This is a genomic window from Trueperaceae bacterium (assembly GCA_023954415.1).
Taxonomy (GTDB): Bacteria; Deinococcota; Deinococci; order Deinococcales; family Trueperaceae; genus JAAYYF01.
In genome coordinates, this window is sequence record JAMLIB010000003.1 from 108247 (window position 1) to 120243 (window position 11997).

The following is an 11997-nucleotide window of genomic DNA, read 5'->3' on the forward strand; positions in this document are numbered from 1 at the left end:
CCCTAGACCCCGCTTTCCGGTGGGGCGTCGAGCAGGTCGAAAGCGAGGGTCTCCGCTTCCGCCCAGATGTCGGCCGCCTCGGTCGATAGCCGCTCCAGGTCGAGCTCCTGCCTGACGGCCTGGAGGCTCCTGTTCCCGAGGAGCTCCTCCACCAGCCGGGCGACCGCCTCCGGCGCGTCGTGAGCGCGCTCGGCGCTCGAGCGCAAGACGTCCGCCACGAAGTCGCCTGCCCGCATGCGCGCTTCCCGATCTAGCGGCGGGCGCGTCGTTATCCTGACCTCGTCCCACCACACGCCCGCCGGGGCCACGTCCTGCAGGTACGCCAGGAGGCCGGCCTCGCCGGCGTTGCGCAGGCCGGCGTGGGCAGGGCCGACGCCATGCACCCGCACCCTGAGGACGACTTGCTGCGCGCCTTGGCTCGCCGCGGCGCTCCCATGGTCGGTGCCGCCGGCCGACCCGCCGCCGCGTGCCCGGAGCGCTGCCTGGACGAGGTGCGAGCGGACGGCCTCGAGATCAGCGAGACCCGTGCCTATGTCGACCGTCAGCGTCTCGAAGCTAACGATGCCGACGGAGACGAAACGCGCCGTCGGTTCGCGGTCCTCGACCTCGACGAGGTAGAGGCCTTTCGCCCCCGCCTCGCCTGGGTCGCGCGCCTGCAAGTTGCCCGGGTAGATGGCCAGCGGCCGCTCCGGGCTCACGACCGTGCGAGCGTGCACGTGACCGAGGGCCCAGTAGTCGAGGCCGGAGTCGCGCAAGTCGGCGAGCGTGGCGGGGGCGTAGTTGCCGTGCCCGCCCAGGCCGCCGACGTTGGCATGCAACAGGCCGATCTGGAAGCCCGGGAAGTCGGGGTCGCGCGCGTAGCGGGCAGCCAGGTTCTCCGTGACGCTCGAGCCAGCATGGGAGATGCCGTGCACGAGGGCGACCGGCTCGCCGCCGCGCAGCGCGCGCACCCTGGCGACGTCGTCGTGCCCGAACACGGTCACGCGTTCCGGCCAGTCGGCGACCGCGGTCCACCGGCCTCCGCGTGGGTCGTGGTTCCCGTGCACGACGAAGCTGGCCACGCCCGCCTCCGAGAGGCGCAGCAGTCCGTCGCGGAAACGCAGCTGCGCCCTCACTCCCACCGAGTCGCCGTCGTAGACGTCGCCCGCCAGCAGGACGAAGTCGACGCCGGCGTCCAGGCAGAGCTCGACTGCGCGGTCCCAGGCGTCGAGCGACGCGTCGCGCAAGGCCCTCGCCAGCTCCGGCGCACGCGAACGCACTCCCGAGAAGGGGGTGTCAAGGTGCAGGTCGGCCAGGTGGGCGAAGCTGAAGGTCGTCACGCTACACCGGCATGGTCATGTGAGGCTTCGTACGGCACGGTCGCCAATGAGGATAGCGCGCCGAACTAGCGGGGCGCGCCCGCGAGCCGGCGCACCCGGGTGGCGCTCGCGCGAACAGCGAGCGCCACGGAACCTACCCCTGTGCCGCGCCGCGTCCTGGGCCCGGCACGTGCTCTCTTCGACCCCTGGGTCGCGCCCTAAGGAGGCGCGGCCCATACACGACATCTCACCGTTGGGCGGCGAGTTGAGGCGTCGGCGTTGGAGGAAGGCGCCGACGCCTCAGCGGATCGGCCTGGTGCGCAAGTCTAGGCCAGCGGCAGAGCCGTTCCTGACCGACGAGGCAGCACAGGCGCCGGCGGAGGCCCCCGCGCCCGCCGGATCGACGCCAAGGTCCGCAACCAAGGCATCGCCGACCGTCCGCAGCTCGGCCGCGGGTCTGGCTATCCCGAAGCCCTGCACATGGCTGACGCCAAGTGCCTGCAAGTCCACACTTACGGACGGCTCTTCAACACCCTCGGCGACGACTATCGGATAGCGATCGCAGAGGGACCGTACGAACCGACGGGCGCTCTCGCGCGCCTCGCCCGTCTGGTGAAGCGCGGCGTCGATGACGCTGCGGTCGATCTTGACCCCGTCGACCTTGGCGTCGAAACGCAGCCGCTCACGAAGATCGCCGGGCGCGACGTCGTCCAGGACGACCACCCCGCAGCGCTCACGCAGCAAGACCATCTGGCGCGCGAGGGCTCCCTGGTCGGCATGGCACTCCTCGGTCAACTCGACGTGCAACCGCGCCGTGATGCTCCTGAGCATGCCCTCGAGCACGAGGATGGTGCTCGGCAGCATGACCTGTTTGGGGCTCAGGTTGACCGACAGACGCGCTTCGGCGTTGGCGGCCAACACCTGCGCACCGCGTAGGAGGGTGAACTGCGTGAACTCCTCGATGCGCGCCTGAGACAACCAGTAAGGCAAGACCTCGAGCGGACCGCGCACGGTTCCGTCCGGGTGTTGCCACCGGACCAGCGCTTCGCACCACGGGCTTGCGCCCAGCGTTACGGGGGCGACCGGTTGGTAGAGGAAACGTAGATCTTCTAGACGTTGTCGCATGCTCAGGCTGACACTCGTTGCTCGACCCCGGGGCTTCAGGAACGTGGCTCTTCTGGACTGCTGTGTGCGTGTGACTACCGCTTGGGATGCGCCGCCAGGTGCGCTGGACTAGCCGACGTCGTACTCGCCGGGCTGGTTGCTCGTCTGGGCGATGACGCTGTTGGTCGGGTGGTAGGCGGCGAAGCTGCCGATGGCGATGCCGGCCAGCGTGACGGTGAGGACGAGGGCAGTGGCGATGCTCTTGAGGTTGCGCATGATAGGTAGCCTCCTATGGCCTTGAGGGGAAAGTTACTTCCAGGAGCGCTTCAAAGGCGCTTCACCCGGCGGAGCCCCCGCGGCCGCCCGCGCGAAGCGGGTGTGAAGCGGCGGACCCTTAGCCTGGGTCCAGTCGTCGAAGGACGAGAGGGAGATGGATCCATGGAAAGACAAGAAGCCCTGCGTCTTCTGAATGCCAGCACAGCGTTCGAGTTCCTCGAAGACAAGGTCGTCCTTCGCGACGAGCGCTTGTTGGCGGCCGTCGCCGAGCTGAGGAGCCGTGAGGGGTACGCCCGGAACGCCGATCCCGCTTTCCTCCCGTACTCACCGGAACGGCGCGCATCACCCCGGCTCCTCTGACCGGATCCGGCCGCCACGAACCGGCCACCATGGGCTGACGGCGGCGCGGTGGCAAGGCGGACGCGCCATACGCGCCGGACGCGTACAGTCCGGCCTTGCCTCGGCTCGTGCCCAAGAGTTTTAGGCGAGGGTCCGCCTAGCTGACCCACGTCCGTTCGCGCGTGGCTATCCTTAGAGGTGTGGCTACCTAGGCTGCTGACCGCCCTTGAGGCGGCGGACCGGCCCGTGCTCGCCACGGGCGGCGAGGAGTACGGTGTACCGTTCCTCGTCGCTGCCCTGCGAGAACGCTCCTCCGTGGCGTGGCTAGAGCTGGACCGCGGCACCCGTGGCGACGCGGTCGCGCAAGGCAACGCGCTCGCCAAGGCCGTCAACGCCACGCTCGGCACGTCGCTCCTGGCCGCCGCGCTCCCTTACTCCGCGCACCTCGCGGCCCTCAAGCATCACCGGGACGAGTTACTGCCGCTCTGGCTCGTGCTGACCACGGAGTCGGCCGCGGAGCCCGTCGTCGGCGCGCTGCTCGGGCTCGTCGAGGACGGCTACCGCGTACTGCTCGACCTGCGTGGTGAGGCCGCCGTGCCTCCGGAGCTCGCCGACCGCTGCGCCGTGCTCGGCCCCGACGAACTGCGGGTTCCGTTGGCCGAGGCGGAGCTGCTCGTTCCGCGCGCAGTTGCCCCCGCCGAGCTCGCCGGGTTGTGGCGCTCGGCCGACGGTCGCTTCACGCCGCTCATCCAGCGGGCGCACCGGCTGGCCGGCCTGCCGGCGATCTCCGTGCCCGCCCCGACGGGCAGTCTCGTGCCGAAGGAGCAGGCGCAGCTCGTCGATGCCCCCCTCGCCGTCCAGGCGCTCAGGCGCGAGGGGGAGCTCATCGCGGCCCTCGAGCTCGCCACCCTCAAGGCGCCTGAGCTGGTCGACGACCTCCTGCGGCAGTCGGGCCCGCGCTTCCAGGAGGAGGGGCTGCTGCCAAGGCTGCACCTCCTCCTCTCGGCGCTACCCGAGGCGTACTCACGCAGCGAGCGTGTGCTCGAGTGGCGGCTGGTCGCCGCCCTGGCCGCCTCCGACCTCGCCGGGGTACTGCCGGACGTAGACGCACACTTGGCGGTGCACATCGCGCCCGATCTCAGGGCCAGGCGCGCCGGGGCCATGCCGCGAGAGGACGGCTTCGCGCTGGCCAAGCAGGCCGTGGAGGCGCGCCGCACGCCGCTGACCTTGTGGCAGTACGGCAGGTTGCATCCGGACGACGACGTCGCCCTGCAGGTCCTGCGCGAGTCCGTGCAACTGGCCGACGACGCCGGCACGCCTTTCGACCTGGTGCGCAACGGCGGCATGCTCGTGGCGCGCCTCGCGCAGCAGGGCGACTACGGCCAGGCGGCGCGTTGGGCCAGGTGGGTGCTCGACGTGTTCGACAGGGGAGACGTCCGCGACGGCGCCAGGCGGCTGCAGGTCGTCAACGACTTGGCGATGGCCAGCATCATGACGGGCGACCTGGTCGGCGTGCGCAAGCTCCTCGAGAACGCGACGGTGTTGGCGGAGGGCGGTCTGCCGCAGCTCGCCGCGCTGCTCAAGGGGACGCTCGCCGCCCTCGAGCTCGTAGAGGGTCGCCGGCTCGCTGCGCTCGCGCACGCGGAGGAGAACTACCGGACCAGCTCGCGCCGGACGCGCGCCCTGCACGGTTACGTGCTCGTGCGCGTGCTGCTCGAGCTCGAGGACTTCGAGGCCGCGCGGCGGGTCGCCGTCGACATAGGAGAGCTGGTCGACCCGACGCGGGCGCACGAGTGGGCCGTCTCCCGGCTCGTGCAGGGCATGGTGACCGCGGTGATGGTGGCCGCCGGCGCCGCGGAGGACGCCGCCGACAGTGGTGGCGGTAGGCAGGCTGCGGCCGCCGACGACCTGCTGAGCGCGATCCTCGAGCCGTCCCTCACCGCGGAGCAGCGCCTGAGCGCCGTCCTCCACTACCTGTTGCTCGTGCCGGGGGCGGTCGCGAACCTGCCGGCCGCCACCGCCGAGCTGGCGGTGGCGTCCTCGGCCGCCGCCCTGCGGGTCGCCAGCGGCCCGGAGAAGCACTTCGCGTCCGTCTGGAACACCATCTCCAGGCCGCGCCCCGCGCTACACGTCACCCTGCTCGGCGAGCCGGAGGCCCGCTACCGGGGGAGCGCGCACGCGTTGCCGTTGCGCCTCGCGGAGGTCGTCTCGGCCCTGGTCCTCAACCGTGATGGCATCGACCTGGAGGCGCTCAACGCCTATCTGGTGCCGGAAGGCAAGGAGCCGTTCACCAAGAGCGGGGTCCGCGGCATGATGACGAGGCTGAGGAAGTTCCTCCCCATATCGGACGCCCCCTACGGCTTCGCGGAACCGTTCTCAGCGGACGTGCTCGCGCTGCGGGGCCACCTCGCGAAGAACGAGGTGCGCCAGGCCGTCGCCCTCTACCGTTCCGGGCTCCTCCCGCGGAGCTCGGCGCCGGGCGTCGAGGAGGAGCGCCTGGCCTTGGAGGAGGAGCTGAGACAGGCCGTGCTCGAATCGGCCGATGCCGACGCCCTCTGTGAGCTGGCGGAGCGGCTGGGCGACGACCTGGAGTGCTGGGAGGCGGCCGAGAGGACGCTGCTGCGCGGCGACCCGCGCCTGACCGTGGCCCGGGCGCGCGTCAGGCGGTTGCGGCAGGCTTACCTCTGAACATGGGCGCTTGAACATGGCCGCTTCCACGGCGGCGCCGGCCGGTGGACCGGCTCACACGCTCTGCGCCCTATGCAGCACGCTGTACAGCCCGCCTTGGGCGAGGAGCTCGCCATGCGTGCCCTGCTCGGCCACGCCGGTCTCGTCGACCACCACGATGCGATCGGCGTCCTTGATCGTGGCGAGGCGGTGGGCGATGACGAGGGTGGTGCGCCCGACGGCCAGCTCCATGAGCGACTGCTGGATGGCGCGCTCCGTCTGCGTGTCGAGCGCGGACGTCGCCTCGTCGAGGATGAGGATGGGCGGGTTCTTAAGGAAGATGCGGGCGATGGCGAGGCGCTGCTTCTGGCCGCCCGAGAGCTTCACACCGCGTTCGCCGATGACGGTGTCGAGCCCGTTGGGCAGCTCGGCGATCAGCTCGTCGAGGCGCGCTCGCCGCGCCGCCGCCATGATCTCGGCCTCAGAGGCGCCGAGCTTGCCGTAGGCGATGTTCTCGCGGATGGTGCCCGCGAAGAGGAACACGTCCTGCTGCACTATCCCGATCTGGCGCCTGAGGCTGGCGAGCGTCATGTCGCGCACGTCGATGCCGTCGACGGTGATGCGCCCGGCGGTCGGCTCGTAGAAGCGCGGCAGCAGCGAGCAGAGCGTCGTCTTGCCCGCGCCGGAAGGCCCGACGAACGCGACGGTCTGGCCGGCGGCGATGCTCAGGTCGATGTTCTCGAGCACCGCCTTGCCGCGCGCGTACCCGAATGACACGCCCTCGTAACGGATGTCGCCGCGCGAGCCGGTCACGTCGACGGCCCCGGGGCGGTCGACGATGTCGGGGCGCGTGTCGATCAGCTCCGTGTAGCGCCTGAAGCCGGCGATGCCCTTCGGGTAGGTCTCGATCACGGCGTTGATCTTCTCGAGCGGCCTGAAGAACACGCCGACGAGGAGGATGAAGGCCACGAACCCGCCGTTGGAGAGCGTGCCGTTCACGACGAAGTAGCTCCCGGCCACCATCACGATCAGCTGCGTGAAGCGCATGCTCAGGTACGAGAACGCGTTGGTGGCGGCCATGATGCGGTACGCCTCGAGCTTCGTCGTGCGGTAGGCGTGGTTGTCGTGGGAGAAGAGCTCCCGCTCATGGTCCTCGTTGGCGAACGCCTGCACGACGCGGATGCCGCCGACGTTCTCCTCGATGCGTCCGTTGAACGCCCCTACCCGGTCGTAGATGGCGCGCCAGTTCTGCGTCATGCGGCCGCCGTAGCGCACGGTGAACCAGCCCGTGAACGGCACGACGGCCAGCGTGATGAAGGCGAGGGGCACGCTCACGGTGAACATGAGGATGAACGCGCCGATGAGGGTCATGATCGCGATGAAGAGGTCCTCGGGACCGTGGTGCGCGACCTCGCCGATCTCCTCGAGGTCCTTCGTGAGCCGCGCGACCAGGTGCCCCGTCTTCTGCTCGTCGTAGTAGCCGAACGAGAGCTTCTGCAGGTGATCGAACGCGTTGCGGCGCATGTCGGTCTCGATGTTGATGCCGAGCATGTGCCCCCAGTACGTGACCGTCGCCATGAGGCCGGTGTTCAACAGGTACACGAGGGCGAGCGCCCCGGCCGCGAACGCGATGGACACCCAGTGCCCCGTCGGCAGGAGCCGGTCGATGAAGACCTGCACCGCGAGGGGGAAAGCGAGCTCCAGCACGCCGGAGACGACGGCGCTCGTGAAATCGAGTGCGAACAGGCCCCTATACGGGGCGTAGTACGAGAAGAAACGCCGCAGCACCCGAAGATGCTACAGGAGCCGGGGCCCTCTCAACGTTCGTAGAAGGCCGGGGGCTCGACGCCGAGGGCGCGTAGGTAGACGTAGCCCTGGCCGCGATGGTGGATCTCGTTGTCGATGATGTAGTGAAGAAGCCAGTTCACCTTCCCGGCGAACATGCCGAAGGCGACGTCTTCCTCCTCGAAGCGTTCTGGCGGGATCTGCGGCCACAACTCGGCGATGCGCCGCGAGTCGTCGTCCCACTTCTCGAGCATCTCGGCTTTCGACTTGGGCAGCTCAGTCTTGTAGGTCGGCCACTCGCGCGTGACCGCGCCCTCGACCGTCGGCACCGCCATGGTGATCATCTCGCCGGCCAGGTCGGCGAACGTGCGCATGCCGCCCAGCGAGTAGGTGTAGAGCTGGTCCTCCGGGAAGGCCTCGATGACTCGGCGCGTCAGCCTGCGGTGGCCGAGCCAGTGCTCCAGCATCGCGCTCGCGGTCAGGAAAACGGGTTCGTCCATGGCAGCACTCTATACGCTCGCGCTACGCTTGGCGCTCGTGAGCTCACCGGCCCAGCGACCGCGGTTCGGCGGCGGCCTCGCCGCCAGCCTCCCCATCGCACTGGCGTACTTCCCGGTCGCCGTCTCGTTCGGGGTGGCGGGCGCCAAGGCAGGGTTCACGTTCGCCGAGACGACCTTCATGTCCGTCGTCATCTACGCGGGCGCGAGCCAGTTCCTGGCGCTCGCCCTGCTCGCCGGCGGCGCCGCGCCGCTCCTCGCCGTCGTGTCGCTGCTGGCCATGAACGCGCGTCACTTGCTCTACGCGCCCGCCTTGCTCAACCGGGTACGCGCCGTGGCGGGCGCGGGCGAGCACGGCGTGGCGCCAGGCCGCGACGGTGGTGGGGCGCGGCGGCGGCTGCGCTGGTCGTGGCTCTGGGCGCACGGCCTGACGGACGAGGTGTTCGCCTCCGCCTTGGGGCGGTTGGCGGCCAACAGGGGCGGCGGCTGGAGCGAGGCGTGGCAGGTCGGGATCGGGATGGGGGCCTACCTGGCCTGGGTATCGGGGACCGTCGTCGGCGCCGTGCTTGGCGGCGGGGCGTTCGAGCGCTGGCCGGCCGTGGACGCGGCGCTCGCCTTCCTGATGCCCGCCCTGTTCCTCTCGCTCCTCCTCGCGATGGTCCAGAGGCGCCATTGGCCCGTCGTGGCCGCCGCGGTGGGCGCGTTCGCGCTCGGCAGCGCCCTCCTCTCGCCGAGCAGCGGCATCCTCCTTGGCATGGTTGCGGGCGGGTTGGCGGGCGCCTTCGGCGCGCGCGGGGGCGACGGATGACGCTCGGTTACGTCCTGGTATGCGTCGCCGTGGGGGTTGGCACGTACCTCTTCCGGTACCTTCCCACCCGACTCGGCGCCAAGGCTGCCGGCGGCCGGTACCTGCGCGGCCCACTGGGCGCGTTCCTCGCCAACGTCGGCGTAGCCGCCGTGGCCGCCCTCCTCGCCGCGGCGCTCGAGCCGTTCTCGACGGCCGCGTGGCGCTCCGGCGACATGCGCTCGGCCGTCGCCGCGGCGGTCGGCCTGGCCGTGACGTTCGGCGCGTTCCGCTGGCGTAAGGACGTGGCCGTGGCCACCCTGCTCGGGGCCTTGGCCTACGGGGTCGTGTGGCGGGTGCTCGGGTCGGTCGGGTAGGGCTAGATCGCCATGAACGGGTTGACGATGTGCAGGCCGTCCACGTTCTGGCCGTGCTGTAACTCTTCCGACCACAGCTCACGGCAGCCCGAGAGCTTCGCGGTCGCTACGATCGCGGCGTCCCAGTAAGATCGCTTGAAGCGTTGTCGCAGGGCCAAGGCCGCTCGGACGAGGTCGAGGTCGACAGCGTGAACGGGGAAGCGGGTCCACGACTCGATGGCGACGTCACGCTTCGGCCGTTCCGCCGGCGCGGTACCGATGGAGTACAGCAGGACGTTCGCGTCGAGGAAGCGGCTCACCCGTCTCTCGCGCTCGACGACCGCCCCGAACCGCCGACCACGGGACAGCCCAAACCGAACCTACATACACCCCAAGTACCATCCGGACCATGACCCCACTCAAGCGCCTCACCAGACTGCTCCTGACCGTGCTCGCGACCGCCGCCTTCGCCGTGCCCGCCGCCCTCGCGGCGCCCGTCGAGTACGTCCTCGACCCCACCGCCAGCCAGGCCAGCTTCCTCATCGGCGAGAACCTCCTCGGCCGCGAGAACACGGCCGTCGGCACCACCAACGTCGTGACGGGCGGAGTGAGCATCGATGGCGACGACCCCACCGCCCTGTCGTTCCAGGTCTTCACGGTCGACGTCAGCACGGTGACGACCGACGACCGCATGCGAGACGGTCAGATCCGCAACAACATCCTGCAGACGAACCGCGCCGGCAACGCCACCGTCACCTTCGCCCCGGCCTCCGTCGAGGGCCTGGAGCTGCCGCTCGTGGCGGGGACGACGCAGACCGTCCGGCTGACGGGCGACCTGACCATCAAGGGCGTGACGAGGACAGTGGTGTTCGACCTCGACCTCGAGGTCGTCTCGGACGGCGAGCTGCGCGGCACCGCCTCGACCGTGGTGAAGCTGACGGACTTCGACATCTCCGTGCCGCGGGTGCCCCTGGTCGCCAGGGTCGACGAGGACGTCCAGCTCGTGCTCGACTTCAGGCTGGTGGCGGGGGAGGAGTGAGGGAGCGCCAGGCCCGGGTGCGCCCGCGGCGGCGGCCGTTCTACCCCAACCGGCCCGGCTCGCCCTTCTGACCGTCCGGTGCCCTCGGCTCTTCCGCGCTCGGCTCCCCGGGCGCGGACCGCGGCACGGGCAGCCGCAGCTTGAGCACCCGGCTGCCGACGCGTACCAGGATCGTCACGACCACCGCCACGACGAGCGCGAGGCGGTGGTCGAGCCCGTTGGCGAGGTAGAAGGCGAGCGCGCCGAGGGCGGCGGCCGAGGCGTAGAAGTCGCCGTTCCGGTAGAAGATGCCGGGGATCTTGCCGACGAGCACGTCCCGCAACACCCCGCCGCCCACGCCGGAGACGGCGCCGGCGAAGACCGTGCCCCAGAGGCCCATGCCGTAGGTCATGCCGCGCTCGGCTCCGAGCGCCGCGAAGAGGGCGAGGCCGAACGTGTCGAGCGAGTAGAGAAGGCGGCTCTCCTCCCGGATGCGGTGCGGCACGAACAGCACGAGCAGGGCGGTGGCCCCGACGGCCCAGAGGAGGGGCTCGTTGGAGAGGGAGGCCGGCGGCAGCGCCCCCACCATCACGTCGCGGATGGAGCCGCCGCCGATGGCGGTCACCGAGGCGAGCACGATCACGCCGATGAGGTCGAAGCGCCTGCGCACGGCGACGAGCGCTCCGGAAGCCGCGAACGTGACGGTGCCGACCCAGACGAGGACGTCGACCAAGCTCATGGCGGCAGCATACAGGCGGCCTTCACACGCGGCGAGGGGCGCGCTGCGCGTGGCACGCGGGCGGCGCCCGCGAACGACCATGACCCGGGACGCTAGGCGCGGCGGGCACAGCGCGCCCCTCGCAGACCGGTCAGGTCGCACGAGCCGGGGAGCCGAGCGGCCGCGCGTGGCATCATCGGCCCATGACGGGTGCCTCGTTCACGGGCGGCCCCGCATGAGCGCCGCCGCCGCGGAAGGGCGCCTCGCGGAGCTGGCGCGGTTGCGCAAGGTGCGGGACCGCATGGACCGCGAGTACATGCTGCCCCTGAACGTGGAGGCGCTCGCCGGCGAGGCCGGCATGTCCGCCGGGCACCTAAGCAGGCAGTTCCGCCTCGCCTACGGCGAGTCGCCGTACAGCTACCTCATGACGCGCCGCATCGAGCGCGCCATGGCTCTGTTGCGTCAAGGGCAGCTCAACGTCACGGAAGTCTGCTTCGAGGTCGGCTGCTCGAGTCTGGGGACCTTCAGCACGCGCTTCACGGAGCTCGTGGGTATGCCGCCGAGCGTCTACCGGCGCGAGGCGGCGGGTGTGATGGACGGCGTGGCCCCCTGCGTCGCCAAGCAGGTCACGAGGCCGATCAGGAATCGAGAAGCGCTCGTCCGGGATGACCCCTAACATGGGTCGCATGAACATCACCATTCACCAAGCCATGCTTCCGCAAGAAGACCCTTCCGCCTCCCTCGCCTTCTACCGCGACGCCCTGGGCTTCGAGGTCCGCAACGACGTCGAGTACGGCGGCATGCACTGGACCACCGTCGGCTCGCCCGACCAGCCCGACATGGCGATCGTGCTCTACCCGCTCGCCGCGGCGCCCGGCCTCACGGACGACGAGCGGCGCATGATCGCCGAGATGATGGCCAAGGGCACTTATGCCAGCATCAACCTGGCCACCCGCGACCTGGACGCCGCGTTCGAGCGCTTGACGGCGAGCGGCGCGGACGTCGTTCAGGAGCCGACGGACCAGCCCTACGGCATCCGCGACTGCGCCGTGCGCGACCCCGCCGGCAACCTCGTCCGCATCCAGGAACTGCCTGGCGCCTAGGCGCTTAGGGCGATCCCGGCGGCGGCGTGGGGCGGGCGTCGCTACAGCGTTC

At 70.6% G+C, this 11997-nt stretch carries 14 protein-coding genes; 7 read left to right on the forward strand and 7 right to left on the reverse strand.

Going from position 1 to position 11997, the window contains the following annotated elements; all coding sequences use genetic code 11:
* Positions 1–2: 2 nt before the first annotated feature.
* The 3 genes from M9914_04645 to M9914_04655 form a co-directional block, all read right to left on the reverse strand.
* On the reverse strand, positions 3–1319 hold the full coding sequence (locus tag M9914_04645) for a DNA repair exonuclease (protein MCO5173460.1): 1317 nt from the start codon (positions 1317–1319) through the stop codon (positions 3–5).
* Between the two features lie 279 nt (positions 1320–1598).
* Entirely contained in the window at positions 1599–2423 is an 825-nt protein-coding gene (locus M9914_04650; protein ID MCO5173461.1) for an EAL domain-containing protein, read from the reverse strand.
* A gap of 108 nt (positions 2424–2531) precedes the next feature.
* Complete coding sequence (locus M9914_04655) at positions 2532–2678, reverse strand: hypothetical protein (protein MCO5173462.1); 147 nt, start codon at positions 2676–2678, stop codon at positions 2532–2534.
* A gap of 162 nt (positions 2679–2840) precedes the next feature.
* Here M9914_04655 and M9914_04660 point away from each other — a divergent pair, with 162 nt between their 5' ends.
* Entirely contained in the window at positions 2841–3038 is a 198-nt protein-coding gene (locus tag M9914_04660) for a hypothetical protein (GenBank protein MCO5173463.1), read from the forward strand.
* Positions 3039–3215: 177 nt separating this feature from the next.
* Positions 3216–5705: a hypothetical protein gene (locus tag M9914_04665; GenBank protein ID MCO5173464.1), complete on the forward strand. Its 2490-nt coding sequence runs from the start codon at positions 3216–3218 to the stop codon at positions 5703–5705.
* Positions 5706–5759: 54 nt separating this feature from the next.
* Here M9914_04665 and M9914_04670 read toward each other — a convergent pair whose 3' ends face one another.
* Both M9914_04670 and M9914_04675 read right to left on the reverse strand, forming a co-directional pair.
* Positions 5760–7472: an ABC transporter ATP-binding protein/permease gene (locus M9914_04670; protein ID MCO5173465.1), complete on the reverse strand. Its 1713-nt coding sequence runs from the start codon at positions 7470–7472 to the stop codon at positions 5760–5762.
* Positions 7473–7501: 29 nt separating this feature from the next.
* Positions 7502–7969: a DinB family protein gene (locus M9914_04675; protein ID MCO5173466.1), complete on the reverse strand. Its 468-nt coding sequence runs from the start codon at positions 7967–7969 to the stop codon at positions 7502–7504.
* On the opposite strand from M9914_04675, the gene M9914_04680 reads away from it, so the two are divergent.
* Positions 7968–8774: an AzlC family ABC transporter permease gene (locus M9914_04680; protein MCO5173467.1), complete on the forward strand. Its 807-nt coding sequence runs from the start codon at positions 7968–7970 to the stop codon at positions 8772–8774. The genes M9914_04675 and M9914_04680 overlap by 2 nt on opposite strands.
* The gene (locus M9914_04685; protein MCO5173468.1) at positions 8771–9127 is read left to right on the forward strand and encodes an AzlD domain-containing protein; all 357 of its coding nucleotides are present in this window, start codon (positions 8771–8773) and stop codon (positions 9125–9127) included. The genes M9914_04680 and M9914_04685 overlap by 4 nt, the downstream gene beginning before the upstream one ends.
* Before the next feature lie 2 nt (positions 9128–9129).
* On the opposite strand, the gene M9914_04690 is transcribed toward M9914_04685, so the two are convergent.
* A complete protein-coding gene (locus M9914_04690; GenBank protein MCO5173469.1) occupies positions 9130–9426 on the reverse strand; it encodes a hypothetical protein in 297 nt (98 codons plus the stop codon).
* Positions 9427–9515: 89 nt separating this feature from the next.
* Between M9914_04690 and M9914_04695 the strand changes: the two genes are divergently transcribed.
* Positions 9516–10145: a YceI family protein gene (locus M9914_04695; GenBank protein MCO5173470.1), complete on the forward strand. Its 630-nt coding sequence runs from the start codon at positions 9516–9518 to the stop codon at positions 10143–10145.
* Between the two features lie 40 nt (positions 10146–10185).
* Here M9914_04695 and M9914_04700 read toward each other — a convergent pair whose 3' ends face one another.
* Positions 10186–10863, reverse strand: coding sequence for a TRIC cation channel family protein (locus tag M9914_04700; protein ID MCO5173471.1), 678 nt, complete (start codon positions 10861–10863; stop codon positions 10186–10188).
* Positions 10864–11077: 214 nt separating this feature from the next.
* Between M9914_04700 and M9914_04705 the strand changes: the two genes are divergently transcribed.
* Positions 11078–11518, forward strand: a complete 441-nt coding sequence (locus tag M9914_04705) for a helix-turn-helix transcriptional regulator (protein ID MCO5173472.1) — start codon at positions 11078–11080, stop codon at positions 11516–11518.
* Positions 11519–11528: 10 nt separating this feature from the next.
* A complete protein-coding gene (locus M9914_04710; GenBank protein MCO5173473.1) occupies positions 11529–11945 on the forward strand; it encodes a VOC family protein in 417 nt (138 codons plus the stop codon).
* The last annotated feature ends 52 nt before the right edge of the window (positions 11946–11997 follow it).

Bases quoted from the DNA above. Each gene is read 5' to 3' on its own strand.
- M9914_04650 (MCO5173461.1), bottom strand. From the start codon at position 2,423: ATGCGACAACGTCTAGAAGATCTACGTTTCCTCTACCAACCGGTCGCC.
- M9914_04655 (MCO5173462.1), bottom strand. From the start codon at position 2,678: ATGCGCAACCTCAAGAGCATCGCCACTGCCCTCGTCCTCACCGTCACG.
- M9914_04660 (MCO5173463.1), top strand. From the start codon at position 2,841: ATGGAAAGACAAGAAGCCCTGCGTCTTCTGAATGCCAGCACAGCGTTC.
- M9914_04680 (MCO5173467.1), top strand. From the start codon at position 7,968: ATGGCAGCACTCTATACGCTCGCGCTACGCTTGGCGCTCGTGAGCTCA.
- M9914_04675 (MCO5173466.1), bottom strand. From the start codon at position 7,969: ATGGACGAACCCGTTTTCCTGACCGCGAGCGCGATGCTGGAGCACTGG.
- M9914_04685 (MCO5173468.1), top strand. From the start codon at position 8,771: ATGACGCTCGGTTACGTCCTGGTATGCGTCGCCGTGGGGGTTGGCACG.
- M9914_04695 (MCO5173470.1), top strand. From the start codon at position 9,516: ATGACCCCACTCAAGCGCCTCACCAGACTGCTCCTGACCGTGCTCGCG.
- M9914_04700 (MCO5173471.1), bottom strand. From the start codon at position 10,863: ATGAGCTTGGTCGACGTCCTCGTCTGGGTCGGCACCGTCACGTTCGCG.
- M9914_04705 (MCO5173472.1), top strand. From the start codon at position 11,078: ATGAGCGCCGCCGCCGCGGAAGGGCGCCTCGCGGAGCTGGCGCGGTTG.
- M9914_04710 (MCO5173473.1), top strand. From the start codon at position 11,529: ATGAACATCACCATTCACCAAGCCATGCTTCCGCAAGAAGACCCTTCC.